Consider the following 25,139-nt stretch of genomic DNA (forward strand, 5'->3'; position numbering starts at 1 on the left):
GTCTTGGGCGTGGCATGAAGGCCCTGCCCGGGGAGGATCAGTTTGTGCCCTTGCCGCCGCACTTGCCGGTGGCAACGTTGAAGTTGCCGCACGACAGCGGCTTGCGCCAATCGGAGATCAAATCCTTGGAGTCCGGCAGGTAGTCGGACCATTCGTCGCCCATCACTAGGCCCGGCGTGCGCGAAACCGTTTCGAACTGGCCGTCGGCCTGGATTTCGCCGATCAGCACCGGCTTGGTGATGTGATGGTTCGGCATCATCGTCGAGTAGCCGCCGGTCAGGTTTGGCACAGAAACGCCGATCATGGCGTCGATGACCTTGTCCGGATCGGTGGTGCCGGCCTTCTCGACCGCCTTCACCCACATGTTGAAGCCGATATAATGGGCTTCCATCGGGTCGTTGGTGGTGCGCTTGTCGCTCTTGATGAACTTGTGCCAGTCGGCGATGAACTTCTTGTTCTCGGGCGTATCGACGCTCTCGAAATAGTTCCAGGCGGCGAGATGGCCGACCAGCGGCGCGGTGTCGAGACCGGCCAGCTCTTCCTCGCCGACCGAGAAGGCCATGACTGGGATGTCCTCGGCCTTGATGCCCTGGTTGCCGAGTTCCTTGTAGAACGGCACGTTGGCATCGCCATTGACGGTCGAGACGACGGCGGTCTTCTTGCCGGCCGAGCCGAATTTCTTGATCGCCGAGACTTCGGTCTGCCAGTCGGAGAAGCCGAACGGCGTATAGTTGACCATGATGTCTTCGGCCGCGACGCCCTTGGCCTTCAGATAGGCTTCAAGGATCTTGTTGGTGGTGCGCGGATAGACGTAGTCGGTGCCTTCGAGCACCCAGCGCTTCACCGAACCGCCGTCCTCGCTCATCAGGTAATCGACGGCCGGAATGGCCTGCTGGTTCGGCGCGGCACCCGTGTAGAAGACATTGCGCTCGCTTTCCTCGCCCTCATACTGGACCGGATAGAACAGGATATTGTCGAGTTCGGAAAACACCGGCAGCACCGACTTGCGCGACACCGAGGTCCAGCAGCCGAACACCGCGGCGACCTTGTCCTTCGAGATCAGCTCACGCGCCTTTTCGGCGAACAGCGGCCAGTTGGAAGCCGGATCGACGACGACCGCCTCGAGCTTCCTGCCGAGCAGGCCGCCCTTGGCGTTCTGCTCGTCGATGAGCATCAGCATGGCGTCCTTCAGCGTCGTCTCCGAAATCGCCATCGTGCCCGACAGCGAATGAAGAATGCCGACCTTGATCGTATCATCGGCGGCCCTGGCCGGAGCAGACATCACCAGGCAGGCGGCAACTACGCTCGCCGAGAACATTTTTGCTATTGTCGAGAAATTACCCCTCATGCGGAAGACTCCCAAGCTGGTTGATTGCACCGCGACTATGCAATGCAACCCCCGTGCCAACCGCTGAAGGCATGCGGAAAAGCGCAAAATAGATACATGTTATCAGTGCGTTGCTATATTAGATTGAACGAAACAAAGAGAGCCGGTTAAAAATTGATTGAGGGAAATTTGCGCAATGCACAAGGCATATGCCTAAGTTTTGCCCATTTTCTTTAGATGCCTATATTTTGATCTCGAAGGCAGATCGCCGACGGCAAATGTTGCGGCGCGGCGCAAAAATAGGGCAAGCTTGGTCGTTCAAGCGGACGGCATCATGACATCAGCCATTTCACGCATATTCATCGGCATAGTGGCTCTGGCGGCGGCAACCGGAGCGGCCCGAGCCGACTTCAGCGACGGCAGGATGCCCGACGGCATCTATCACTGCGAGGCCTACCTGCTCGGCATGTTCCTCAACCTCGGCGACATCACCATCAAGGGAAACGTCTACAACGGCCCGGTCACGTTCGGGACCGCGCAGCAGGGCTACAACTACCAGATGGATGCAAACGGCGTGATCTCCTGGTTGGGACCAGTTGGCGGTTACACCACTGGCGGCAACTCGCTCTCGCTCACCCAGGCAACGCTGGACGGCCAGAGTCCGCCCTCCTTCGACATCATCATGAAGCAGCCCGACGGCGCCTTCACCGCCACGACCTGCACCAGGGGAAGCAATCAATAGATCTTCCCTGGCAATGACACCGCCTCGGTCTGCAACCCTGCCCGTCTTCTCATCTCATCTGGATGTTGCCGAAGGACCGCCAGCCGGTCGGCGCCTGAGGCCATGAAAAAAGGCGCGGAACTGGTCAAGTTCCGCGCCAGCAGGCAGTCGGGAGGTCAGATGGTTTTCGCCGACATCTGCGCGGCGATATAGTCGGCCTGGCGGATCGCCAGCGACACGATGGTCAGGGTCGGGTTTTCGGCCGCACCCGTCGTGAACTGGCTGCCGTCCGACACGAACAGGTTCTTGATGTCGTGTGCCTGGCCATGCTTGTTGACGACGCCGTCGGCGGCCTTCTCGCTCATCCGGTTGGTGCCGAGATTGTGCGTCGAGGGATAGGGTGGCGTCGGGAAGGTGCGTGTGGCGCCGACCGCATCGTAAAGCGCGGTGGCCTGCTTGTAGGCATGATTGCGCATCGCCGTGTCGTTGGCATGGTCGTCGAAATGCACATCGGCGATCGGCATGCCGTGCTCGTCCTTCTCGTCGCCATGCAGCGTGATGCGGTTCTCCTCGCGCGGCATGTCCTCACCGACGATCCACAGGCCGGCCATGTGGTCGTAGTGGTCGAGCGCGGTGGTGAAGGAACGCCCCCAGCCGCCAGGGTTCAGGAAGGCAGCCATGAAGGGCAGGCCGAGCGACAGCGTCTCGAACTCGTAACCGCCGACAAAACCGCGTGACGGATCATGGCGCGCCTCATCACGGATGATGCCGGCCATGGTGGTGCCGCGATACATGTGCACTGGCTTGTCGAAGATGGCATAGACCGATCCCGTGGTATGCCGCATGTAGTTCTTGCCCACCTGCCCCGACGAGTTGGCAAGGCCGTGCGGGAACTTGGCTGATTCGGAATTGAGCAGCAGGCGCGGGCTCTCGATCGAATTGCCGGCGACCGCCACGATGCGGGCCTTCTGCTCCTGCAGTTTGCCGTCCTTGTCGGCATAGACGACGCCGGTGACCTTTCCAGAGGCGTCATGGTTGATCTTGATCGCCATGGCGTTCGGCCGGACCTCGAGGTGGCCCGTCGCCTCGCCCTTCGGGATTTCGGTATAGAGCGTCGACCATTTGGCGCCCCATTTGCAGCCCTGGAAGCAGAAGCCGGTCTGCTGGCAGGAATTGCGGTCGTCGCGCTCCACCGAGTTGATCGCCATGTTGCCGGTATGGCATTCCTTGTAGCCGAGCTTGTCGGCGCCGGCCTTCAGCACCTTGAAATTGTTGTTGCCCGGCAGGCGCGGCCAGCCATTGGTGCCGGTGACGCCCATCTTGGCTTCCGCCTTGGCGTAATAGGGCTCCATCTCGGCCAGCGTCACCGGCCAATCCAAAAGGTTGGCGCCTTCCAGCTTGCCGTAGGTCGACAGCGTCTTGAACTCATGCTCCTGGAAGCGCAGCGATGCGCCCGCCCAGTGCGTGGTCGAGCCGCCGACCGACTTGACGATCCAGGCCGGAAGGTTGGGAAAATCCTTGGCCACGCGCCAATCGCCCGATGTGGTGCGCTTGTCCGTCCAGGCGAGCTGAGCGAACGAATCCCACTCGTCGTTGATGAAGTCCTCATATTCGTGGCGGGCACCGGCCTCGAGGATGACGACATCGATGCCCTTCTGCGCCAGTTCGTTGCCGAGCGTGCCGCCGCCGGCGCCGGAGCCGATGATGACGACCACGCCGTCGTTTTTCAGATCAAATGCTGCTGCCATGGTTTCCTCCCATGAAATCAAATGAATGCGGTTGAGGCGAAGCGGGTCAGAGCCACTCGATGTCGCTGAATCCCCGCGCGATGTAGCCGCCCTTGGAATAGGATTCGCCCTCGTAGCCGAAGATCGGCCAGACCTCCTTCTGGTTGTAGAGGCTGACGACAAGACCGCCGCGAACCGCCTGGAAGAAGGCCGTACCCTCAATGTCCCTGAGCAGCGCGACCCGCTGCTCTTCCCAGCCGAGCCCGCGATAACCGCCCTCGCCGGCTCTCTTGTCGAGATCGGCGATCCCGTTTTCGATAAGCTCCTTGTGAGCCTTGTCCTTGGCGGCCATCTCATCATGGCCCTTGACCGCGACGGCGTAATATTTGTCAGGGACTTGGTCATGCGGGTAGATATCGCGCGCCAGCTGGATCAGCGTCGCCATTGTCTCGGGCTTCAGAGCCGAGGTTTCCAGCCCCCAGGCATGTTGCGGACTGATGACGGCGCTGCCGGAAATGACGAGCAGCGCGCCGACGCCGCCGCGTTTGAGAAGTTCGCGCCGTGAAAGCCCGGGCTTCCCCTCGTGGATCGTGACCATGTTTTCCTCCCTGCTTGCTGTTCGCACTCGAAAGAGTGCCGTTGCTGGCGCCGCGCCGGTCCGCGCGGCCGGTTGTCCCTATTGGAAGCGCCCTCCGCGCTGCAGGACCTCGACCTTGTAGCCGTCGGGGTCCTCGATGAAGAAGAAGCGGGCGATGAGCGACCCGTCGCGGCTGAATTCGACAATCTTCTTCGGATTGAGGCCGAGAGCGCCGAGCCGATCATGTTCGCTGTCGAGATCGGCGACCGAGACCGCGAGGTGACCGTAGCCATCGCCCAGCGCATAGGGCTCCGCGCGCCCCTTGTTGACGGTCAACTCAACCTCGAAAGGCGCATCGGCATTGCTGAGGTAGACCAGCGTGAAGGTCTCGAAGTCCAGTCGTTGGGCGACCTCAAGGCCGAATGCCTTGGTGTAGAAATTGATGGAGCGGGCTTCGTCGAGAACCCGGATCATGGTGTGGATTGCCTTCGCCAAATCAGACTCCGCAGCTTCGTGCTTTCGAAGATGATTATGCGCGCCGGGGAAGGAAGGTGGTGGCAGCCGACTACCACGCATGGGATTGGAAAAACGGATATGCCCATCCCAAGGACGAAAGTCTGCCAAGGACGAAAGTCTGATTGCCGTTGACGACCTTCCGGTCGATGATGAACCGCAGGCAGTGTTCAAAAGGCACCGACCGCCCCGTCGGCGCCCAAGACCAACAAAAATGGGAGGTAACGATGTGCAGAGTCTTTGCCGCACAGGATCCGGAAGGCTATCGTCAGATCAACCGGTCGATCCGCATTGATGGACATTCGACGAGCATCCAGCTCGAGGTCACGTTCTGGGCCTTGCTCGACGAAATCGCCGAAAGCCAGAACCTGACGACGCCGAAATTCATCTCGAAACTCTACGACGAAGCCATCGAGATCAACGGCGAGATCCCTAACTTCGCGTCGATGCTGCGCACAACTTGCGCACTCTATCTACGCGGCCACCGACTATCCATGCAGGAGGTGTTGAAGCGAGAGGCCGCCTAGCGCCCTTCCGTGGCGACTTCGAGCGCGAGCCGGCTCATGTCGGTGAAAAGCGCCTGGCGTTCGGAATAGTCGGTCTGTTCGCCGGTAAGCAGATTGTCGACGACGGTCAGCAGCGACAATGCCCTCGCGCCAAAATGGGCCGCTATGCGATAGAGAGCGCTGGTTTCCATGTCTACCGCCAGCGCCCCGAGCGCCCTTGCGTCGGCATAACGGGCACGCGCTTCAGGATGGTAGAATATATCGGTGCAGGCTGTCAGGCCGGCGTGGTAGTCGATGCCAAGTGCGGCTGCCTTGCTCAATGCGCTAGCCAGCAGCGCCGGATCCGGGCCAACATCGGCTGCGTAAAGGCCAAAAACTCGACCGCTCTCGGTATTTTCAGGCCGTGCCGATTGCGAGATCACAAGGCTGCGCAGCTTTGCCTCGGCGCTCAGGCTGCCGCAGGTACCGGTGCGGATCAGTGTTCGGACGCCATAAAAGTCAAGCAGTTCATGGGCGTAGATCAGGAAGGATGAAACGCCGATGCCCGTCGCCTGAATGCTGACGGGCTTGCCGCGAAACAAGCCGGTAAAGCCGAGAGCGCCGCGTCGGCGATTGACGCAGCGCGGCGCGTCCAGGAATGTCTGCGCCATCCACTCCGCGCGCTGCGGGTCGCCCGGCAACAAAACCGTGTCGGCGTAATCGCCCTTGCCTGCCTCGATGTGTGGCGTCAACAGCCGCTCCCCCAAGCCCGCCTGCTGTATTTTCAACAATCATGGCGTTGTTACGGCGTTGTGCAAGAGTGCGGCATTGGAAGCACCTAGGATTCAAGGACATCCTTGACGATCGTGGCCAGTTGCTTGAGCGAGAACGGCTTTGGCAAGAAGCCGAAATGCGCCTCCGCCGGCAGGTTCCTGGCGAAAGCGTCCTCGGCATAGCCGGAGACGAAAACGAACTTGATGTCCGGCTGGCGTTTGCGCAACTCACCGAGCAAGGTCGGCCCGTCCATTTCCGGCATCACCACGTCGGAAACGACGATGTCGACCTTGCCGCCTAGCGCTTCGAACACTTCCAGCGCCTCGACGCCCGAGGATGCCTCGTGAACGGTATAGCCGCGCGAGGTCAGTGCCCGCATGCCGCCCATGCGCACGGCATCCTCATCCTCGACCAGCAGGACCGTCGCCGACCCGGACAGATCCTTGGTGCTATCGGCCAGTTTGACTGCCGCTGCCGCCGGCGCTTCACCGGCTTCGGCTGCCGTTTTCGCTTCCACGATGTGACGCGGCAGGAAGATGCGGAAGGTGGACCCCTTGCCGACTTCGGAATCGCAGAAAATGAAACCGCCGGTCTGCTTGATGATGCCGTAGACCATGGACAGGCCAAGGCCCGTGCCCTTGCCGACCTCCTTGGTGGTGAAGAACGGCTCGAAGATCTTCTTCAGCACGTCGGGCGCGATGCCTGAACCCGTATCCTCGACTTCGACCACCACATAGTCGGCGGCCGCGAGTTCGCGATAGGGAAAGGTCTTGCATTCCTCGGCGGTCACGTTGCGGGTGCGCACGGTGAGATCGCCGCCCGCCGGCATCGCGTCGCGCGCGTTGACCGCCAGGTTGACCACCACTTGCTCGAACTGCCCGATATCGACCTTGACCGGCCACAGGTCGCGGCCGTGGTCGACCTTGAGCTTGATGTCGTTGCCGACCAGCCGGGCAAGCAGCATCCTCAGATCGGCGAGCACGTCGGTGAGGTTCAGCACTTCCGGCCGCAGCGTCTGCTTGCGCGAGAAGGCCAGCAACTGCCTGACCAGGGAGGCCGCGCGATTGGCGTTCTGCTTGATGTTCATGATGTCGGGGAAGGACGGATCCGACGGCCGGTGATTGGTCAAAAGCAGGTCGGACGCCATGATGATGGCGGTCAGCACATTGTTGAAGTCGTGCGCGATGCCACCGGCGAGCTGGCCGACGGCCTGCATCTTCTGGCTTTGCGCCATCTGCCCTTCGAGCGCCTTCTGCTCGGTCGTCTCGACGGCGTAGACGATGGCCGCTTCCTCGGCTCCTTCGCCGCCGGTGCCATCGGCCACGGCGTTGACGTAGAAACGGATATGCCGCTCATCATTGCCGGGCAGCACGGTCTCAATCGGATCAATGTCGGCCTGCCGCTGCCGGGCTTTCTCGAAAGCCGCGGCAAAGGCCGGCCGGTCGCGGTCATGGATGACCGTGTCGAGCCGCACGCGGCGATCCACGGCATCGCGGTCGACGACCGAGGAAAACAGCGACAGGAACGGTGCGTTGGTGCGCAGGATGCGCCCGCTGGCATCGACACCGGCAATCGCCATCGGCGTCGAATTGAAGAAGCGGGTGAAGCGCACTTCCGAGGCGCGCAGGTCGGCCGAGGCATCCTCGCCCTGTGTGCGGTTGAGCACGATGGTGCGGGTTGGCCCGCCGACGCCCTCACGGCTGGCCGAAACGCGATGCATGAAGCGCACCGGCAGCGCCTCGCCGGTCATCGTCGTCAAGTCGAGATCGATGACCGCATTGCGCGTCGTCCCGGGGTCCGCCTTGACGGAGCGCACCAGCGCCATGCCGTCGCCGGCAACAATATCGGGCAAGGCGACGGCACCGGGGGTGAAGCTGGCGAGATCGATGCCCAGCCATCCGGCGAGCGTGGCGTTGATGTAGGTGACGCGGCCGTCCTGGTCGGCCGAAAAGAAGCCGGCCGGCGCGTGGTCGAGGTGGTCGATTGCCTTCTGCAGATCGAGGAAGAAACGCTCCTGCTCGGCCCGCTCTTGCGAAATGTCGGCGAGCTGCCAGGCCAGCATCGGCAGCCGCTGGCCCGGGACGCTGAACGCGCGGGCGCGTGCCCGGTACCAGCGCGCGCCCGGTTCGGCGCCGGGCCGGATCGATTGCGCGAGCCGGAACTCGCCGTCGCCCGGCTGCCCGTCACGCAAGCCGGACGCCAGCCGGTAAATGGTCACCGAGGCTTCGGGGACATCGGAGAGCAATCCTTCGACCGTCTTCAGGTCGGCGGCCGATGAGGCGCCGGTCATATCGGCATAGGCGCGGTTGGCGTAGACGACGCGACCCTTGGTGTCCGTGACCAGCAGGCCCTGCGACATCGAATCGACGAAGGCCTTGGACAGTTCGTCGCCCGTGGAGCGCGGTGTGATCTGCACGAAGCCGATCGCGGTCGCGAACAGGAAGCCGACACCGATCATCGCCAGTACGCCGAGCATGCCGAGCAGGAACGGATCGCCGAGGCGCTCGCGGAAAAGGCCGAAGACGATTGCGGCGCCCGTCAGGACGACGATGAAGATGATAAGCCGGGTGACCGCGCCCGGTCGCGTATTCTGGTCGACGATCGGTGCCGGATAGAAATCGCCGCGCGCTTCCTTGGCCATATGCCCCCTGCTCATGAAATCCGATGTTCCGACACCCGCCCCCAATGCATGTCGCCCAAAAATGACTTCGGTTTTGGGAAAACGACATGCATGAAAAACACGGACCTGAAACGCGCCGCATGAATCCGTTTCAGCGCGACGCGCTTTAGCCGGTTGAATCACATTCTCCTGGTCTGGAAAAGGCCCGGGCGGCAAATGTCGGATAAAAATGCTGTCGGCTGGCCTTCCCTGTGTTTCAAGCTGTTCACGATGCGTGAAAGGCAACTTGCGGTAGCCAGTCGCAACGGTCTAGTGTCGCGTCACTTTCCAAACCGTTCGGGGGAAACCAATGCAGTGGCTGGATAGCGTGGCGGGTCCCGGTTATGCGGCGGCACTCCTGTGGACCTTCGCGGCGCTGATCCTGCTGGTCATCGTTCTCGTCATCGTCAGGCTCGTGCGCAACCTGACCTTCGGCACGTTTGTCGCCGGCGGCCGCAACCGCAAGACGCGGCTCGCCGTCATGGACGCAACCGCCGTCGACAGCCATCGCCGACTGGTGCTGGTGCGACGCGACGACATCGAACATCTGCTTCTGATCGGCGGCCCGACCGACGTCGTTGTCGAACGCGACATCCGCCTCGCCGCGCCGCGCCGTCCGGCGTTGACTGGAGATGGCGGCCTGCAGCCTGTCCCGGCGGCCGCCGCCCCGGCTGCGAAGCCGCGGTCGCCGCAGCCCGCTCCCGTGCCTCCGAGACAAGCACCCGCTCCGCAGCCGGTGGCCATGGCACAGCCTGCCCGCCAGCGTCCGGCGGCGCCACCACCGGCTCCGGCGCCCGCACCGAAACCAGCGGCGCAAACCTATCAATCGACCAATGTCACGCCGCTGCCTGCTTATGGCTCCGCCAACGTCAATGCCGCCAGGCACACGCCACCACCGCCGACGCAGGACAGCATCGACGACACGCTGATGAAAGAACTCGAGGTTTCGCTCGACCAGCCCCGCTCCGGCGGCCCGGTGGGCAAACCGGCAGCCAAGGCGCCGCCCTCGCTCGACGATGAAATGACCAGGCTGTTGGGCGAACTTTCAAGCCAAAAGAGATGAACTGCGCCTAGGTCAAGAGATGAACTGTCGCCTGCCAGTGACTAGGCTGGCCGGCGTTCAAGCGTGTTCAAATCTATTGAAGGTGGCACGCATCGAACAGAAATGGCCGGATAACCGGCCATTTGGAAATCAATGCAAAGGCGGTCTATCAGTCGTCGCGATAGACTTTTTCACGGCGCTCATGCCGTTCTTGCGCTTCGATCGACAAGGTGGCGATCGGGCGCGCGTCGAGCCGCTTCAAGGCGATCGGCTCACCGGTTTCTTCGCAATAGCCGTAAGTGCCTTCATCGATGCGCTGCAGCGCCGAATCGATCTTTGAGATGAGTTTCCGCTGACGGTCGCGGGCCCTGAGTTCGATGGCGCGGTCGGTTTCCGAAGAGGCGCGGTCGGCGAGGTCGGGATGGTTGGCGTTTTCCTGCTGCAGGATTTCGAGGGTTTCGCGCGCCTCGCGCAAGATGTCATTTTTCCAGGTGACGAGCTTCTGGCGGAAGTAGGATTTCTGCCGTTCGTTCATGAACGGCTCGTCTTCGGAGGGTATGTAATCGGCGGTAACGATGTCGTTCATTCGACTCACCCAACAGCCCCAAATTTGGCGCCTATATATTCGCCACCAGACGCCTGCACAAGCGCAATCAGCCACCGACTCACGCAATTGTTAAAGTGCGTCTCCAGCCTTCTCCGGAGCGGCATAAATCTGTTTTGATGGCGAAAGTACGACGATCCTCGCCCATCGCGTGCAAGTGATTCGCCGTGCTGAAGCACGCGTACCATTGTGCGTGCGGCTTTTCTCGTGGCTAATCGCGGCAGGACTTCTCCTCTCGGGCACCGTTGGAGGTTGGGTGAGCAGGCTTTATCTGTTGCGACACGCCAAGGCCGGCTGGGCCTTGCCGGGCATGCGTGATTTCGATCGTCCGTTGGACGCATCCGGCCGCGCCGATGCCGAAAAAATGGGGACCGCGATGCGTTCCCGCTCCTATGTGCCGGACCTGACGCTGTGCTCCAACGCCAAACGCGCCAGGGAAACCCTCGAGGGTCTGGCCGGACAGACCGACACAGGCAAGGTGCTGTTTTTCGACGCGCTCTACAGCGAGGACGCGGCCTGCTATCTCCGCCTCGTCCGGGATCATGGCGGCCCCGGTTCATTGCTGGTCATAGGCCACAACCCGATGACGGAGGATCTCGCCATGGCGGTTTCGGGTGATGGCGGCGAGGCGGAGCGGGCAATGCTCAATCACGGCTTTCCAACCTCGGGTCTTGCGGTCGTCCGTTTCCCCGGCGATCTGGCGAAAGCGACCCAGGGAGCGGGCTATCTCGAAGCCTTCCTGACACCGGCCGATCCCTGATGCCGATTTCCAGCGCCATTTCAAAGCCGGGTTCCAGCGCCTATATCGGGCGGACGCAAGCCCGAGAGATCATATTTTGGCATCATCGCTGACCACCTTCACCGACGAGGCAAGAATTGCCCTCGACACATTGTCGGGACGTGCCACCGGACTTTTTTCTCCATCGCTGCGTCTGGGTGTGACGGGTCTCTCCCGCGCCGGCAAGACCGTCTTCATCTCTGCCTTCGTCCACAATCTGATCCACGGCGGACGTCTGCCGCTGTTCGAGGCGCAGAAATCGGGGCGGATCGCGCGCGCCTTCCTCGAACAGCAGCCCGACGACGCCGTGCCGCGTTTTCAATACGAAGACCACATCGCCGCTTTGGTCAACGATCGCGTCTGGCCGGACTCGACCCGCGCCATTTCGGAACTGCGGCTGACGATCGAATATGAATCGGCCTCCGGCTGGAACCGCATGTTCTCGTCGGGCAAGCTGTCGGTCGACATCGTCGACTACCCCGGCGAATGGCTGCTCGATCTGCCGCTGCTCGGCAAATCCTTCGCCGATTTTTCGCGCGAAGCCCTCGAAATGGCCACGCTGCCGGTGCGCGAGGACCTTTCGCTGGCCTGGCGAGCGATCTCGGCGGAAATCGACCCGAATGCCGACGCCGAGGAAATGACGGCACGCCGGCTGGCTGAAAGCTTCGCCGCCTATCTCAAGGCATGCAAGCTCGACGAACGGGCGCTTTCGACTTTGCCGCCCGGCCGTTTCCTGATGCCCGGCGATCTCGAAGGCTCGCCCGCGCTGACTTTCGCGCCGCTGGCCGGCCTGGGCGACAGGCGCGCGCGCAACGGCTCGTTGCACGCCATGATGGAACGGCGCTACGAGGCCTACAAGACGCATGTCGTCAAACCGTTCTTCCGCGAGCACGTCACGCGCCTGGACCGCCAGATCGTGCTCATCGACGCCATGCAGGCGCTGAACGCCGGGCCTGGTGCCATGGCCGATCTGGAGCGCGCTGTCACCGAGATCCTCAGCTGTTTTCGCCCCGGCCGGGGCAGCTTCATAACCGACCTGTTCTCCCGGCGTATCGACCGCATCCTGGTCGCGGCGACCAAGGCCGATCATCTGCACCACGAAAGCCATGACCGGTTGCAGGCGATCGTGCGGCGCCTTGCCGACCGCGCCGTGGCGCGGGCGAATTTCACCGGCGCCGATGTCGACGTCGTCGCCATGGCGGCGGTGCGCGCCACCCGCGAAGGCACCGTCAAACAGGGTCGCGAAACATTGCCTGTTATCATCGGCACGCCGATCGCCGGCGAGAAGATCGATGGTGAAACATTCGACGGAAAGACGGAAACAGCTATATTTCCTGGTGATTTACCGGAGAACATTGATGCTGTTTTCGATCTTTCGGGGCCGGATCACAGGCAGGACTCCACGGACCCGGCAATCCGCTTCGTCCGGTTCCGTCCGCCGAAACTCGAACGCACGGCCGAAGGTGTCACGCTGTCGCTGCCCCATATCAGGCTCGACCGCGCCTTGCAGTTCCTGATCGGAGACCATCTGGCATGACCGCGCCCCGCAAACCGGCGGCATTCCGCATCGAGCCGGAAGCCGCGCCGAAACAAGACGCGCCACAAGCCCGCCAGACCGAACCGTCGCGCAGACCGCGCTCCATGAAGGCCGATGTGGCGCTGGTCATCCCGGCGGAGGTCGACGTTTTCGACGAACCGGACGCTATTGCCGCCGAGCCGCCGCCATCGGTCGCCCCCAGAAGGCGCTCGGTTCTCGGCAGCATCTTCTTCGGCGCCTTCGGCGTGCTGGTTTCGCTGGCTGTCGGCCTGTGGACCGACCAGTTGATACGCGATCTCTTTGCCCGCGCCGAATGGCTGGGCTGGCTGGCCGCCGGGATGGCGGCGATTGCGCTGCTGGCGCTGCTGGTAATCCTGATTCGCGAGTTCCTGGCCATCGCCCGCCTCGCCGAGGTCGAAAAGCTGCAGAAGCGCGCGCTCGATGCCATCGCGCGCGACGATCCGAAGGCGGCACGCGCGGTGGTCGACGAGTTGTCGGCCTTTGTCGCGGCCAAACCCGAGACCGCTGCCGGCCGGCGCGCGCTGGCTGAATTGCGCGGCGAGATTATCGACGGCGCCAATCTGGTGCGCCTGGCGGAGGCGGAAATCCTCGGCCCCCTTGATGTCAGGGCCAAGGTGATGATTCTCGAGGCCGCCAAGCGGGTTTCGCTGGTGACGGCCGTGAGCCCTCGCGCGCTGGTCGATGTCGGTTATGTCGTGTTCGAGGCCGGGCGCCTCATCCGCCGGCTGTCGGAACTCTATGGCGGACGGCCCGGAACGCTGGGTTTCTTCCGCCTGGCGCGCAGCGTACTGGCGCATCTGGCGGTCACCGGTTCGATCGCCATCGGCGACAGTTTCGTCCAGCAGATCGTCGGCCACGGCCTGGCGGCCCGCCTCTCGGCAAAGCTGGGCGAAGGCGTCGTCAACGGCATGATGACGGCGCGCATCGGTATCGCCGCGATGGAGACGGCGCGTCCCCTGCCCTTCAGCGCTGCCAGGCGCCCCGGGCTGGGCGATTTCCTCGCCGCATTGACGTCGTTCGCAGCCAAGAAAGACGCCGAAACAGCCGGCTCCGGCAAATAGCGTCCAGCTCTTCGGGACGATGATCGGACTGCTGTTTCGAGGGCCCGCGGTGACGAAGCATTAACCAATCTTCTTCATGGTCGAACCGGTTTCAAACAGCCTCGTTGTTGCCGGGTGTCGTCGATGAAAAGCGTAATTCTGTCCAGCGTCCTGCCCCTGGCGGCGGTGATCACAGCTGTCGTCGGCATTGCCTCGGCGGCCTCTGCCACGGAACCGGACAAGCAGTTTTTCCAGTCGGCCGAAGGCAAATGGGTTGGCCCGGGCGAAATCGTCGCCGGCAAATACAAGGGCACGAAATTCAACTGCAGCTTCACCGGCTCCACGCCGGACGGCAAGATGGGCATGACACTGGACGGCGGTTGCCGGGTCGGCATGTTCACCCAGCCCATGTCGGCCAAGATCGAGCGCAAGGGCCGCGACTACAAGGGTTCCTTCATGGGTGGCGCTGCCGGCGCCGGCCTCGACATCATCGGCGGCAACGTCGTCGACGCCCACAAGGTGGTCTTCACCATCAACCGCAACCAATTGCGCGGTGTGATGCAGGCCCGCATTCCCGACGACAATTCCATGACCGTAACGGTTGCCGTGCGCGTTCAGGACCAGCTGGTGCCCGTCATCGGCATGAGCCTGAAGCGCGTCGATGCCGTCGAAGTCGGCTCAATCGCGCCGAACTGAGCGCACCCTCGCCTCTATTCTTTTACGAATTCCGGACGGAAAAACACTTCTCCTGGGATTGCGCGAATACACCCCACGAAACAAAGAGGCGGCGGCCCATCGCCACCGCCTCCTTGGAAACGGACGAACCAGGCGTCAGCCCTTGATCGCCTTGGTCAGCTCGTCATACGCCTTGCAGGCATCGGCCAGGGTCGTGGAACCCTGATACTTGGTCGTCACCGCCTGAACCTTGGCGGTCAGGTCAGCCGCCTTGGACGGATCCTTGGTGATCGCCTCCTGCAGCGCCGCGGCCATGTCCTGCGCCTTCTTGGTCGCGATCTCGGTCGTGCATTCCGGCGCCTTCGAACAGGCCGAGCCGGCAAGCACCGCCAGCCCGGCGGCAACGAGCAAAAACTTCTTCATGTCAGTCATCTCCTCAAAAGGGTGCGACTTGATCGCCGCTCACCCCCAGTGGCCGAAGCCGAGCGTGCTTAGCCTTCGATTGCGGCAACAAGCAACGCGTGCATGGCGTAAACTTGTGTAAAGAGCCTGCAACACTGCGGCGGGTCGAGTTCAGCCCTTCCATGTCAGTTGGAGCAAAGTTCAGCCGCGAGGCTGCAGCAGAGCGAGCACAGCTGTCGATGCAGCAAGGACGGCCGTAACGGTCAACGGCGCCGTGGCACCATAGGTGTCCACGACATAGCCACCGACAACCGCGCCGATCGTGATGGCAACCTGGAAAGAGACGACCATCAGGCTGCCCGCTGCTTCCAGCGCGTCAGGTGCCGCACGCGAGAGATTGGTTGGCAGCACCACCGGCCCCATGCCGAAGGCGAAGCCCCAAAGCGCGACGAACCCGAAGGCAACGCCAATGTGCACGCCCCAAAGCACCAAGGCGAGCGCCGCAACCGCCATTAACGCCGCGGTGACCACGAGAGCCATGTGAATATTGGCATCGGCCATGCGGCCGCCGGCAATGTTGCCGATCACAGCGGCGATGCCAAACCCAAGCAGAGCCAGGGCGATTGGACCGGTTGCAAGCAGCGTGACGTGTTCGAGGAAGGGGCGCACATAGACAGAACCAGCAAAATGCCCCGTCATCAGCAAGACAATGGCCAGCATGCCGATTTGAATGCCGCGCCGCCGTGTAAGCCGAAACACGTCTGCAAGACTGTTGCTTGCTGTCGCCGGCAAGGTCGGCAGGCTGAACAGCTGCGCCAACATGGCCAAAACGGCCAGCCCCGCTGTCATGGCCATGGCGCTGCGCCATCCCAGCCAGTCGCTGATCAACGCCCCCATGGACGGCGCGGCAATGGTAGCGAGCGAGACACCGAGGGTAACGATAGCCATGCCACGGCCTGTCGCGTTGGCGCCAACCAGCCTCGCCACGACGGCAACCGAAAGTGCCCAGAAAGCGCTGAGAGCGATCCCCAGCCCGGCGCGGCCTAACAACAACAGCCAGAAATTGGGTGCCAGCGCCGCAAGGATATTGGAAGCCACCGCCAAGGCCATGAGACCGACCAGCACCGTCTTGCGGTTCAGTCGGCCAATAAGAACATTGCTCAACATGGCCGTCACGGCGCCGACGGAAGCGGTGGCGGTGACGACCTGTCCGGCCGTTCCCTCACTGATACCGAGATCGCGCGCCATTGGTGTCAGCAGGCCTGCGGGCAGGAATTCGGCTGACACCAGGGCAAAGCTGGTGGCCGCCAGTGAAATGACCGCAAACCAGGTGGCTGCGCTCCACGCGGCCGGCGTGTCGGCATCAAGGCCAATCGCGGCGTCTTCAAGCTGTAATGTTGTGTCTGTCACGGAAAGATCTCCAAAGTTTGGAGATCTTGATAGACGAGTTCTGTCGGATGATATGTATCTTAAAATCCGAAATTCATGTCTATTCGTCCGGGATTTGTGCGACGCACAATTCCCGGCGAGACATTGGTGATGCGCTTGAACGCGCGAGCGAAGGATGCCTCGGAATCATAGCCCAAACGAGTAGCGACCTCGGCAACCGACAAACCGCTCTGCCCCAACAACTCGCGGGCAAGCTGCATGCGCAGGCGAGCGAGATAGCGCGCGGCACCCTCGCCCAATACAGCGCTGAAACGCGCGGCGAAAATCGATCGCGATTGGCCTGCCACGCTCGCAAGGCTTCCCAGCGTCCAGTCGTGGCCGGGGTCTCGATGCATGGCTGCCAGGGCGCGGCCGATATGGGGATCGCGGATGGCTGCGAGCCAACCTGTGGTCGAGGCTCCGTTGCAATTGACCCAACAGCGGATGAGCCGGGCTGTCAGCAAATCCGCCATACGCGACAAGATGGTGGCGCTGCCCATCTGCGGTTGCGCGGCCTCCATCGTCATGGCAGCCAGCAAAGGACCAACGACCGGGTCATTGCCGGCCACGTCGCAACCCTTGATGACAGCCGGCATCAACGTGATCAATGGATTGAGCGCACAGGAGTCCAAGGCCATGGAGCCGCAGAAAAGGGTGCTTGTCGCGCCCGTTCCTTCCCGCACCACTTCGCAGACATTGCCCCCTAACTTGATCACCTGGCAGCCCTCGAGCGAGTCGCCCACCACGTCCGGCGCACTCGCCAGCCGATGGGCGATGCCCTGCGGCAGCAGCACCAGATCGCCATCGCGCAACTCTTGCCAGCCCTGCGCTTCGGTATGGATCCAGCACGGACCCTGGCCGACAAAGTGAAAACGAAGCAGCGATTGTCGCGGAAATTCTATGCTCCATGGATGTCGGAGCTCGCAGCGGCCATAGTTGACGCCACTCAGGCGAAAATCTTGCAGGACCTCGCTGAGCGCATCCATCGGAATATGGGGCGGCGAAGACGGCTGGGACGAACGGTCAAGCATGCAGCTCATATAGATGCCGAACGTCCCGCAGACAAGCGGAGACCGTTGTTCCACCGGGGGATTCGCACCGACAGCACCCTACCTTTCCTGGCAGGCTTCCCGCCCTTGCCTCCCGCTCCCACTGCATGCAAGGAGTGCTATACGACAAAGGAACGGATCATGGCGGCAGAGGCAGCGGGCAGCGATCTCATTCAGGTGGTGGCATTGCTGGCGGCGGGCGTGGTGGCCGTCCCGATCTTCAAGCGCATGGGTCTCGGTTCGATTCTCGGTTACCTGGCCGCCGGCGTGGTGATCGGCCCGTTCGGCCTCGGCGTCTTTTCCGAATCGGGAGCCATCCTCCATGTCGCCGAACTCGGCGTGGTCATGTTCCTGTTCATCATCGGCCTGGAAATGCAGCCGTCGCGGCTTTGGGGCCTGCGCCGCGAGATCTTTGGGCTGGGCGCCCTTCAAGTCGGCGTCTGCGCGGTGCTCTTGACTGGTGTTGGCATGGCCGGAGGGTTTCCGATCGCGCAATCCTTCGTCGCCGGCGCCGGTTTCGTGCTGACCTCGACGGCCATCGTCATGCAGCTTCTGGAGGAGCGCGGCGAAATCGCCGCACCCAAGGGCCAGCGCATCGTCTCCATCCTGCTGCTGGAGGACCTGGCCATCGTGCCGCTGCTCGCCTTGATTGCCTTCCTGGCGCCGGGCGGTGCCGGTACCAGCCTGTCGGAGCGGCTGACCGAGGTCGGCATCGGCCTCGCCGCGATCATCGGCCTGGTGGTAGCGGGACGCTACCTCCTCAACCCCTTCTTCCGCATCCTGGCGGATGCCCGTGCGCGCGAAGTGATGACGGCCGCGGCTCTGCTGGTCGTGCTCGGATCGGCGCTTGCCATGCAGCTCAGCGGCCTGTCAATGGCGATGGGCGCGTTCCTGGCCGGCGTGCTGCTCTCGGAATCGACCTTCCGCCATCAGCTTGAAGCCGACATCGAGCCGTTCCGCGGCATCCTGCTCGGCCTGTTCTTCCTGGCGGTCGGCATGTCGCTCGATCTGCATGTGGTGGCCGCGAACTGGAAGCTGATCGCCGTCTACGTCGTGGCCTACATGGTGATGAAGGCTTTCGGCATCTACATTGTTGCCCGCATCCTGAAATCAGGCCACCGCGAGGCACTGGAGCGCGCGGTCTTCATGGCGCAAGGCGGTGAATTCGCCTTTGTGCTCTATTCCGCGGCCGCCGCCGTCGGCATCATCGACGGCCAGGCAAACGCAACGCTGACCGCGATAGTCATCATCTCCATGGTGCTGACGCCGCTGGCGATCATCGCCTTGCGCTATTTCACGCCACGGGACGAGCAGTCGCTGGACGGCGTCGAAGTCGCCGACGGCCTGTCCGGCAGCGTGCTGATCATCGGCTTTGGCCGCTTCGGCCAGATCGCCAGCCAACCCCTGCTCTTGCGCGGCATCGACGTCTCGATCATCGACAACGATGTCGAGATGATCCAGGCGGCCGCCGATTTCGGCTTCAAGGTCTATTATGGCGACGGCACGCGGCTGGACATCCTACACGCGGCCGGGGCCGGCCGGGCGCGGGCCGTGCTCATTTGTGTCGACAAGCCCGACGCCGCCATCCGCATCGCCGAACTCGTCAAGGCTGAGTTCCCCCTGCTTACGGTGCTGGCCCGTGCGTTCGACCGCGGCACGGCGCTGCAGCTCATCCGCGCCGGCGTCGATTATCAGCTGCGCGAAACCTTCGAATCGGCGCTCGTCTTTGGTGGCTCGACCCTCGAGGCGCTGGGCGTCGATCCCGAGGACGTCGCCGAAACGATCGAGGACGTCAGGCGCCGCGACACGGCCCGGTTCGAGACCCAGCTCGCCGAAGGCATCCGCTCGGGACAGCGTTTCCTGAAAGGCAATATCGGTACGCCGATCCCGACCCCACTCTCCACGCCCCGCCGTCCTGGCCAGGCGCTCAACGAGGAAACGGCCGGCGTCCTGCATAAATCCGAATCGGCGGATTGAGGGAGTTAGGCATGGAATTGGACAGAAGAGCCCTGTCGATCACCAAGTTCTGGCGCGACGCCGGCGAGGATGCTTGGTTCGAGAAGAACGACGCTTTCGATGCCGATTTCCGCGACCGCTTCCTCGATCTCCACTACGCCGCAGCGCGCCGTGAATGCGATGTCTGGTCAAGCCATGCCGAGGGCTCGCTGGCGCTGATGATCCTGCTCGACCAGTTCCCGCGCAATTGCTTTCGCGGCACCGGCCACATGTTTGCAACCGACCCACTGGCAAAGCATTTTGCGCAAAAAGCGGTCGATGCCGGCCACGATCTGGCATTGGAACCGGAAGTGCGTGTGTTCCTCTATTTGCCGTTCGAACATTCGGAAAATCTTGCGGACCAGGAGCGGTCGGTCGAACTTCATACCGCCAGGGCCGAGTTCAATCTGAAATACGCGCTGGAGCACCGCGACATCATCCAGCGCTTCGGCCGCTTTCCGCACCGCAACCGGATGCTTGGCCGCGAGACCACGGCTGAGGAAAAAGCATTCCTCGATGACGGTGGTTTCTCCGGCTGATCCTCGATTTAGCGCCGCCACCAGTCGCGGCCTGATGGCAGCCGCTCGATGCCGGCCGCATCGACCGCGCTCAGGCGATCGGCCACGCGTTTGCCGCCTATGGCAAGATCCGGCGCGATTTCGGCCAGCGGCGCCAGCACGAAGGCGCGCTCCAGCATGCGCGGGTGCGGCACTTCCAGGCCCGTTTCATGGATGATGCGGTCGCCGAACACCAGGATGTCGATGTCGATGAGGCGCGGCCCCCACCTCTCCTCACGCACGCGTTTGAGCTTTCGCTCGGCATCGAGGCAGAGGTCGAGCAATGCCCGCGGCGACAGCCGCGTCGATAATTCGGCGGCCGCGTTGAGGAAATCCGGCTGGTCGAGCTTGCCCCAGGGCGGCGTCCGGTAGAGCGAGGAGACGGCGGCCATGTCGGTATCGGGATCGGCGTCGAGCAGGCGCAACGCGGCTCCCATCGACGCCGCCGGATCGCCCAGATTGCCGCCGAGGCTCAGATAGACGGTGTTATTCGGGCCAGACAACGGTCACCTCGACGTAATCGAGCACGCCAGGCACCGGCGCATTGGGCTTGCGAACGGTGACCTCGGCTTTCCGGATCTGGGGAAAGCGCCCGGTGAGAGCCTTCGCGACTTCCAGGGCCAGCGCCTCGATCAGGAAGCACCGGTGTCCGGTGATGATCTCCTCGATGACGGTGAAGGCGACGCCGTAATTCACCGTTTCCCCGATGGCGTCATCGACGAGCGCGCGTCCCGGCTCGACGGTGAGCGAGGCATCGACATAGAAGCGCTGCCCCAGCGCTTCTTCCTCGTCCAGCACGCCATGCCGGGCAAAGAAGGCGCAATTCTTCATGCGGATGACATACATGGCTCAGCGTTCCGATCCGGTTTCCCGCGCCAGCATAGCATCCGCCACCGCCAGCGCGTCCACGTTGATTGCGACATCATGGACGCGAAACAGGTGCGCGCCCTTGAGCCGGAGAATGACGCTGGTCGCCGCCGTGCCGGCCGCCCGGTCGGCGGCGTCGCGGCCGGTGACGGTGCCGATGAAACGCTTTCGTGACGTACCGGCCATCAGCGGGAAGCCTAGCTCGCCAAGCTCGGCAAACCGTGCCATCAGATCGAGGTTTTCCTCCGCCGTCTCCTTGGCGAAGCCGAAGCCGGGATCGAGCACGATATGGCCGTCGGCGACACCTTGCCCGCGCCCGATCTCAAGCGATTTTCCCAGGAACGCCAGCTGGTCGGCAATCACATCGGTCAGCTTGTCGCGATCCCGTCCAGTATGCATGATGACGAGCCCGGCGCCGGTTTCGGCCGCCACCCGCGCAATATCGGGCTCGCGCTGCAGACCCCAGACGTCGTTGACGATATGCGCACCGGCCTTGACGGCGAGCCGCGCGGTGTCGGCACGATAGGTGTCGACCGAAATCAGCACGTCGCCGACCTGCGCCAACGCCTCGATCACGGGCAGGATACGGGCCTGCTCCTCGCTGGCTGATATCGCGGCCGCGCCCGGGCGGGTCGATTCTCCGCCGACATCGATGACGGCAGCTCCTTCCCCGATCATGCGGCGCGCCTGGGCGAGCGCGGGTTCAGGAGCATCAAACAAGCCGCCATCGGAGAAGCTGTCGGGTGTGACATTGAGGATGCCGACGACCACGGCCTTGCCGCCAAGCTCAAGATGGCGCCCATGCGCCAGTTGCCATCGCCCCGCCGTCATTGCGCTTCAACCATGGGCTCATCAACCAAGATGTCGTCAACGATGTGTGATCCGCATTGGATCAATTCCGTTGCGCCGGCGAAGGCCGTAAAGCAAGGTGATTGAAGAGGCAACATGATGATACGATCCCTGCTCAGCGCACTGCTGCTTACCGCCGCCGTTCCGGCGAATGCGGCCAATCTGGTGAAGACATACAGCTATTTCCCCATTGGCGGCAGAACGCTGGAGGATATCGAGCAGCAACTTGCCAAACACGGGCCCCAGGTCAAAAGCACGGGGTCGCGCCACCCAGGCGCCACCCAGATGGCTTTCACGACACGCATCAGCTACGCCAGCCAGCCGGGCTCCTGCCGGATCGCCGACGCGGTCGTCACCGTCAAGGTCAAGGTGATCCTTCCCGAATGGCGCCGCCCGCGCAAAGCCGACGCCGATGTGCGGCTGTTCTGGGATACCTTGTCCGCCGACATCAAGCGCCATGAAGACCGCCATGTCGAGATCGCCCAGAACCACGGCCGCGCGCTGGAAGACGCCCTGAAGGCAGCTTATCCGCAGAAGGATTGCGACGCCGCAAAGGCCAAGGCCGCCGCGATCACGGCGGCCGAGCTTGCCAAACACGACAGGGACCAGGTGCGGTTCGACCGTGTCGAAGGCGCCAATTTCGAAAGCCGCATCCTGCGGCTGCTGCGTTACCGGATGGAGCGCATCGAGAGCGGCCAGTTGCGGCCGCCGGCCTGAATCTCCTCGCCGCCTCCGTTCGCCTGGATGCAAGCCAGCCGGGCGGAAGCGTAGTGCCAGCTTGGAATTTTTTTCGAGCAACCGTCGAAATCGGCCTATACGGAACGACATATCCAGGGTTGCCAAGGGCACAATCCAGAAGCACGGGCATCACGATCGATCACGCCGCGGATGCACCAGACAAGCCCAATGGTGATGCGGCAGCGCAAAGCGCATGGACGAGAAGATTTATGGACCAGGCTGTCGACAAGCAGGCCGTGGCGGCCGTGAGCGCGCCGCTGAGCGAAAGCGAAAAGAACGCCATTATTGGCGGCGTTCTCCTGTCGATGCTGCTGGCAGCCCTCGACCAGACCATCGTCGCGCCCGCCATGCCGACCATCGGGTGCTTGCTCGGCCGTGCCGAATACCTGCCATGGATCGTCACCGGCTACCTCTTGACCGCAACCGCCGTGGCACCGCTCTACGGCAAGATTTCCGACGTCTATGGGCGTCGGCCAACCGTCTACGCGGCAATCCTCATCTTCCTTGCTGGATCGCTGGTCAGCGCACTGGCCCCCAACATGTTCGTCCTCATCCTGGGTCGCGCGATCCAGGGGGCCGGCGGCGGTGGTCTTTTCGCGCTGACGCAGACCGTGGTCGGAGACCTCGTCCCGCCGCGCGAGCGGGCGCGCTATGCGGCGTGGTTTTCCGGCACCTGGGCCGTTGCCAGCGTCGCCGGGCCGCTGCTGGGCGGCACCTTCGCTGAGCATCTGCACTGGTCTCTCATTTTCTGGATCAATATCCCGCTGGGCTTTCTTGCCATGGCGATCATCAACAAGCCGCTCAAGAAGCTGCCCATCGCTGCCAAGAACCACAGCATCGATGGCCTTGGCGCATTGCTGCTGATCGTGGCAACGGCGCTGTTGCTGCTGGCACTGAACTGGGGCGGCAGTGCCTACCCCTGGTTATCGCCGGAAGTCATCGGCGTCCTGGCGTGCTCCGCGCTGTTCTGGGGCGCCTTTGCCTTGCGGCTGATGCGGGCGGCCGAACCGCTCATCTCGCTCGAGGTGCTGGGCAACCCGATCGTCCTGGCCGGTACCCTGTCGATGTTCCTGCTCCAGGCCTCCAGTGTCGGCCTTGCCGTGTATCTGCCGGTCTATCTGCAGTCGATACTTGGCCTCACGGCCAGCGAGTCGGGTATTGCAATGCTTGGTCTTCTGCTTGGAACCGTGGGCGGCGCCGCTTCCAGCGGCCGCCTGATACCACGCTTCACCCACTACAAGCGCATCGCCATGGTCGGCGTCGTCTTCGCCATCCTGTGCATGGGCCTGCTGGCCTTTGTCGCCGGCCATGCATCGCTGCTTGTCGTCGAAGTCCTCACCATCTGTATCGGGCTGGGAACCGGCACGACATTTCCGGTAACCACCGTGTCCGTGCAGAACGCCGTCGACCGCATGCATCTTGGCGTGGCGACGGGGGTGCTTACCTTTCTGCGTTCGCTGGGCAGTGCATTGGGGGTGGCGATGCTCGGCGCGGTCGCCCTTGGCTTTGGGTTGCCGCTGGCCGGCGAAGGCGTTCAGGTGGCTGGACATGTCGTATCGGCCCAACCCTTCGTGATGATCTTTCTCGTCGCGGCCGGCACTCTGGGGCTGGGCCTCGTCACGCTGACGCTGATGCCCGAGAAAGAACTTCGGGGCCACGTCGATGATCCGGCGCCGATCCTGGCGGAATAACTAGCCGGAGACGCCGAGCTTCTTTTGCAGGCTGGTGGACGAGGTCGTGTACTGGAACACGATGCGCTCGCCGGGGCTGACGATGCGCTTGGCGGCCTGCGCCATCAGCGCCACCTCGTGAAAGCCCGACAGGATCAGCTTCAGCTTGCCCGGGTACCAGTTGATGTCGCCCACCGCGAAAATGCCGGGCACCGAGGTCTGGAACTTCTCGGTATCGACCGGGATCAGGTTCTCATGGAGATTGAGCCCCCATTCCGCGATCGGGCCGAGCTTCATGGTCAGTCCGAAGAACGGCAGCATGCGGGTGCAAGGTACCTCGATGTCGCCATCCGGGCCACCCTTGATGGTGGCCGATGACAGCTGGCCATCGGCTCCGGTGAGCCCGGTCACCTGACCGACCCTGAATTCCAGCTGCTTCATCTCCTGCATGGCGTACATCTTGTTGACGCTGTCGGGCGCCGCGCGAAACTCGGCCCGCCGGTGAACCAGTGTCACGCTCTTTGCCATCGACTGCAGGTTCAGCGTCCAGTCGAGCGCCGAGTCGCCGCCGCCGACGATGACAAGGTCATGGCCCCGGAAATCCTCCATCCGGCGCACCGAATAGAAGACGCTCTTGCCCTCATAGGGTTCGATGCCCGGGATCGGCGGGCGCTTCGGCTGGAATGAGCCGCCGCCGGCGGCGATGACCACCACCTTGGCCTCGAATACCTCGTTCTCGTCCGTGGTGACGCGAAAGCCGCCGTCTTCCAGCTTCTCAAGGCTGGAGACCATGCGGTTATAGGTGAATTCAGGCTGGAACGGCGCGACCTGCTCAAGCAGCTTGTCGACGAGCCCTTGCGCCGAGATCGAGGGCCAGCCGGGAATGTCGTAGATCGGCTTTTCCGGATAGAGTTCCGCGCATTGGCCGCCGGGCTTGTCGAGGATGTCGATCAGGTGGCATTTCAGGTCCAGCAGGCCGAGCTCGAACACGGCGAACAGGCCGACCGGCCCCGCCCCGACAATGAGGACGTCTGTGCTGATGATGCCGGTCATGATGCGCCTCGCTGCGAAAGTCCGGGCGAGACTGCATGACCAGCGGCCCGC

General features: G+C 62.9%; 24 protein-coding genes and 1 pseudogene. 11 read left to right on the plus strand and 14 right to left on the minus strand.

Annotation, left to right across the window (positions count from 1 at the left end):
- Window positions 1-37: 37 nt before the first annotated feature.
- A pseudogene (gene urtA, locus LB554_RS12240) lies at window positions 38-1,270 on the minus strand (urea ABC transporter substrate-binding protein); the annotation flags it as partial.
- A 391-nt stretch (window positions 1,271-1,661) separates the two neighbouring features.
- On the opposite strand from urtA, the gene LB554_RS12245 reads away from it, so the two are divergent.
- Window positions 1,662-2,069 carry a hypothetical protein gene (locus LB554_RS12245; protein ID WP_015317696.1) on the plus strand — a complete coding sequence of 136 codons (408 nt, stop codon included), beginning with the start codon at window positions 1,662-1,664 and terminating at the stop codon, window positions 2,067-2,069.
- Between the two features lie 155 nt (window positions 2,070-2,224).
- On the opposite strand, the gene LB554_RS12250 is transcribed toward LB554_RS12245, so the two are convergent.
- The 3 genes from LB554_RS12250 to LB554_RS12260 all read right to left on the minus strand — a co-directional run bounded on the left by LB554_RS12250 (window position 2,225) and on the right by LB554_RS12260 (window position 4,847).
- Window positions 2,225-3,796, minus strand: coding sequence for a GMC family oxidoreductase (locus LB554_RS12250; RefSeq protein WP_140821788.1), 1,572 nt, complete (start codon window positions 3,794-3,796; stop codon window positions 2,225-2,227).
- A 46-nt stretch (window positions 3,797-3,842) separates the two neighbouring features.
- Window positions 3,843-4,373, minus strand: coding sequence for a hypothetical protein (locus LB554_RS12255; RefSeq protein ID WP_015317694.1), 531 nt, complete (start codon window positions 4,371-4,373; stop codon window positions 3,843-3,845).
- Between the two features lie 78 nt (window positions 4,374-4,451).
- Window positions 4,452-4,847, minus strand: coding sequence for a VOC family protein (locus LB554_RS12260; protein WP_224584762.1), 396 nt, complete (start codon window positions 4,845-4,847; stop codon window positions 4,452-4,454).
- A gap of 245 nt (window positions 4,848-5,092) precedes the next feature.
- Here LB554_RS12260 and LB554_RS12265 point away from each other — a divergent pair, with 245 nt between their 5' ends.
- Window positions 5,093-5,392, plus strand: coding sequence for a ribbon-helix-helix domain-containing protein (locus LB554_RS12265; protein WP_224584946.1), 300 nt, complete (start codon window positions 5,093-5,095; stop codon window positions 5,390-5,392).
- On the opposite strand, the gene LB554_RS12270 is transcribed toward LB554_RS12265, so the two are convergent.
- Together LB554_RS12270 and cckA are read right to left on the minus strand one after the other, a co-directional pair.
- A complete protein-coding gene (locus tag LB554_RS12270; RefSeq protein ID WP_224584766.1) occupies window positions 5,389-6,102 on the minus strand; it encodes a DeoD-type purine-nucleoside phosphorylase in 714 nt (237 codons plus the stop codon). The two genes, LB554_RS12265 and LB554_RS12270, sit on opposite strands and share 4 nt — an antisense overlap.
- Window positions 6,103-6,188: 86 nt before the next feature.
- The gene (gene cckA, locus LB554_RS12275; protein WP_224584948.1) at window positions 6,189-8,765 is read right to left on the minus strand and encodes a cell cycle histidine kinase CckA; all 2,577 of its coding nucleotides are present in this window, start codon (window positions 8,763-8,765) and stop codon (window positions 6,189-6,191) included.
- A gap of 328 nt (window positions 8,766-9,093) precedes the next feature.
- Here cckA and LB554_RS12280 point away from each other — a divergent pair, with 328 nt between their 5' ends.
- Window positions 9,094-9,846, plus strand: a complete 753-nt coding sequence (locus LB554_RS12280; protein ID WP_015317689.1) for a flagellar biosynthetic protein FliO — start codon at window positions 9,094-9,096, stop codon at window positions 9,844-9,846.
- Window positions 9,847-9,994: 148 nt separating this feature from the next.
- Here the strand turns inward: LB554_RS12280 and dksA are convergent, their stop codons facing one another.
- The gene (dksA, locus tag LB554_RS12285) at window positions 9,995-10,411 is read right to left on the minus strand and encodes an RNA polymerase-binding protein DksA (protein WP_140792588.1); all 417 of its coding nucleotides are present in this window, start codon (window positions 10,409-10,411) and stop codon (window positions 9,995-9,997) included.
- Window positions 10,412-10,685: 274 nt separating this feature from the next.
- Here dksA and LB554_RS12290 point away from each other — a divergent pair, with 274 nt between their 5' ends.
- The 4 genes from LB554_RS12290 (at window position 10,686) to LB554_RS12305 (ending at window position 14,501) form a co-directional block, all read left to right on the plus strand.
- Window positions 10,686-11,189, plus strand: a complete 504-nt coding sequence (locus tag LB554_RS12290; RefSeq protein ID WP_140616288.1) for a SixA phosphatase family protein — start codon at window positions 10,686-10,688, stop codon at window positions 11,187-11,189.
- Between the two features lie 76 nt (window positions 11,190-11,265).
- Window positions 11,266-12,744 (plus strand): YcjX family protein, encoded by a 1,479-nt coding sequence (locus LB554_RS12295; RefSeq protein ID WP_140821796.1) that lies wholly within the window; start codon window positions 11,266-11,268, stop codon window positions 12,742-12,744.
- Window positions 12,741-13,826, plus strand: coding sequence for a YcjF family protein (locus LB554_RS12300; RefSeq protein ID WP_224584768.1), 1,086 nt, complete (start codon window positions 12,741-12,743; stop codon window positions 13,824-13,826). Before LB554_RS12295 ends, LB554_RS12300 begins: the two co-directional genes overlap by 4 nt.
- Before the next feature lie 123 nt (window positions 13,827-13,949).
- Window positions 13,950-14,501 carry a hypothetical protein gene (locus LB554_RS12305; RefSeq protein WP_015317684.1) on the plus strand — a complete coding sequence of 184 codons (552 nt, stop codon included), beginning with the start codon at window positions 13,950-13,952 and terminating at the stop codon, window positions 14,499-14,501.
- Window positions 14,502-14,636: 135 nt separating this feature from the next.
- Here the strand turns inward: LB554_RS12305 and LB554_RS12310 are convergent, their stop codons facing one another.
- The 3 genes from LB554_RS12310 to LB554_RS12320 form a co-directional block, all read right to left on the minus strand.
- Window positions 14,637-14,903, minus strand: a complete 267-nt coding sequence (locus LB554_RS12310; protein ID WP_015317683.1) for a hypothetical protein — start codon at window positions 14,901-14,903, stop codon at window positions 14,637-14,639.
- 180 nt (window positions 14,904-15,083) lie between these two features.
- Entirely contained in the window at window positions 15,084-16,292 is a 1,209-nt protein-coding gene (locus LB554_RS12315) for an MFS transporter (protein ID WP_224584770.1), read from the minus strand.
- A 59-nt stretch (window positions 16,293-16,351) separates the two neighbouring features.
- On the minus strand, window positions 16,352-17,341 hold the full coding sequence (locus LB554_RS12320; protein WP_224584780.1) for an AraC family transcriptional regulator: 990 nt from the start codon (window positions 17,339-17,341) through the stop codon (window positions 16,352-16,354).
- Window positions 17,342-17,500: 159 nt separating this feature from the next.
- Here LB554_RS12320 and LB554_RS12325 point away from each other — a divergent pair, with 159 nt between their 5' ends.
- Together LB554_RS12325 and LB554_RS12330 are read left to right on the plus strand one after the other, a co-directional pair.
- The gene (locus tag LB554_RS12325; RefSeq protein ID WP_015317680.1) at window positions 17,501-19,336 is read left to right on the plus strand and encodes a monovalent cation:proton antiporter-2 (CPA2) family protein; all 1,836 of its coding nucleotides are present in this window, start codon (window positions 17,501-17,503) and stop codon (window positions 19,334-19,336) included.
- 11 nt (window positions 19,337-19,347) lie between these two features.
- Window positions 19,348-19,893 carry a DUF924 family protein gene (locus LB554_RS12330; protein ID WP_140664262.1) on the plus strand — a complete coding sequence of 182 codons (546 nt, stop codon included), beginning with the start codon at window positions 19,348-19,350 and terminating at the stop codon, window positions 19,891-19,893.
- A gap of 8 nt (window positions 19,894-19,901) precedes the next feature.
- On the opposite strand, the gene folK is transcribed toward LB554_RS12330, so the two are convergent.
- From folK to folP, 3 genes are read right to left on the minus strand one after another with little or no spacing between them, the layout of a single operon-like run.
- Window positions 19,902-20,414: a 2-amino-4-hydroxy-6-hydroxymethyldihydropteridine diphosphokinase gene (gene folK, locus LB554_RS12335; protein ID WP_140664264.1), complete on the minus strand. Its 513-nt coding sequence runs from the start codon at window positions 20,412-20,414 to the stop codon at window positions 19,902-19,904.
- Entirely contained in the window at window positions 20,398-20,757 is a 360-nt protein-coding gene (gene folB, locus LB554_RS12340; RefSeq protein ID WP_224584782.1) for a dihydroneopterin aldolase, read from the minus strand. Before folB ends, folK begins: the two co-directional genes overlap by 17 nt.
- 3 nt (window positions 20,758-20,760) lie before the next feature.
- Complete coding sequence (folP, locus tag LB554_RS12345) at window positions 20,761-21,609, minus strand: dihydropteroate synthase (protein WP_224584784.1); 849 nt, start codon at window positions 21,607-21,609, stop codon at window positions 20,761-20,763.
- Window positions 21,610-21,723: 114 nt separating this feature from the next.
- Here folP and LB554_RS12350 point away from each other — a divergent pair, with 114 nt between their 5' ends.
- Both LB554_RS12350 and LB554_RS12355 read left to right on the plus strand, forming a co-directional pair.
- Entirely contained in the window at window positions 21,724-22,344 is a 621-nt protein-coding gene (locus LB554_RS12350; protein WP_224584786.1) for a DUF922 domain-containing Zn-dependent protease, read from the plus strand.
- Window positions 22,345-22,574: 230 nt separating this feature from the next.
- On the plus strand, window positions 22,575-24,056 hold the full coding sequence (locus LB554_RS12355; protein ID WP_224584788.1) for an MDR family MFS transporter: 1,482 nt from the start codon (window positions 22,575-22,577) through the stop codon (window positions 24,054-24,056).
- On the opposite strand, the gene LB554_RS12360 is transcribed toward LB554_RS12355, so the two are convergent.
- Complete coding sequence (locus tag LB554_RS12360; RefSeq protein ID WP_140616266.1) at window positions 24,057-25,088, minus strand: NAD(P)/FAD-dependent oxidoreductase; 1,032 nt, start codon at window positions 25,086-25,088, stop codon at window positions 24,057-24,059.
- Window positions 25,089-25,139 lie beyond the last annotated feature (51 nt).

This window comes from Mesorhizobium sp. CO1-1-11 (genome assembly GCF_020164995.1).
In the GTDB taxonomy this organism is placed as follows: domain Bacteria; phylum Pseudomonadota; class Alphaproteobacteria; order Rhizobiales; family Rhizobiaceae; genus Mesorhizobium; species Mesorhizobium australicum.

Coding starts and splice junctions, on each gene's coding strand:
- LB554_RS12245 (WP_015317696.1), top strand. CDS start 1,662: ATGACATCAGCCATTTCACGCATATTCATCGGCATAGTGGCTCTGGCG.
- LB554_RS12250 (WP_140821788.1), bottom strand. CDS start 3,796: ATGGCAGCAGCATTTGATCTGAAAAACGACGGCGTGGTCGTCATCATC.
- LB554_RS12255 (WP_015317694.1), bottom strand. CDS start 4,373: ATGGTCACGATCCACGAGGGGAAGCCCGGGCTTTCACGGCGCGAACTT.
- LB554_RS12265 (WP_224584946.1), top strand. CDS start 5,093: ATGTGCAGAGTCTTTGCCGCACAGGATCCGGAAGGCTATCGTCAGATC.
- cckA (WP_224584948.1), bottom strand. CDS start 8,765: ATGGCCAAGGAAGCGCGCGGCGATTTCTATCCGGCACCGATCGTCGAC.
- LB554_RS12280 (WP_015317689.1), top strand. CDS start 9,094: ATGCAGTGGCTGGATAGCGTGGCGGGTCCCGGTTATGCGGCGGCACTC.
- dksA (WP_140792588.1), bottom strand. CDS start 10,411: ATGAACGACATCGTTACCGCCGATTACATACCCTCCGAAGACGAGCCG.
- LB554_RS12300 (WP_224584768.1), top strand. CDS start 12,741: ATGACCGCGCCCCGCAAACCGGCGGCATTCCGCATCGAGCCGGAAGCC.
- LB554_RS12305 (WP_015317684.1), top strand. CDS start 13,950: ATGAAAAGCGTAATTCTGTCCAGCGTCCTGCCCCTGGCGGCGGTGATC.
- LB554_RS12310 (WP_015317683.1), bottom strand. CDS start 14,903: ATGAAGAAGTTTTTGCTCGTTGCCGCCGGGCTGGCGGTGCTTGCCGGC.
- LB554_RS12320 (WP_224584780.1), bottom strand. CDS start 17,341: ATGCTTGACCGTTCGTCCCAGCCGTCTTCGCCGCCCCATATTCCGATG.
- LB554_RS12325 (WP_015317680.1), top strand. CDS start 17,501: ATGGCGGCAGAGGCAGCGGGCAGCGATCTCATTCAGGTGGTGGCATTG.
- LB554_RS12330 (WP_140664262.1), top strand. CDS start 19,348: ATGGAATTGGACAGAAGAGCCCTGTCGATCACCAAGTTCTGGCGCGAC.
- folB (WP_224584782.1), bottom strand. CDS start 20,757: ATGTATGTCATCCGCATGAAGAATTGCGCCTTCTTTGCCCGGCATGGC.
- folP (WP_224584784.1), bottom strand. CDS start 21,609: ATGACGGCGGGGCGATGGCAACTGGCGCATGGGCGCCATCTTGAGCTT.
- LB554_RS12350 (WP_224584786.1), top strand. CDS start 21,724: ATGATGATACGATCCCTGCTCAGCGCACTGCTGCTTACCGCCGCCGTT.
- LB554_RS12355 (WP_224584788.1), top strand. CDS start 22,575: ATGGACCAGGCTGTCGACAAGCAGGCCGTGGCGGCCGTGAGCGCGCCG.
- LB554_RS12360 (WP_140616266.1), bottom strand. CDS start 25,088: ATGACCGGCATCATCAGCACAGACGTCCTCATTGTCGGGGCGGGGCCG.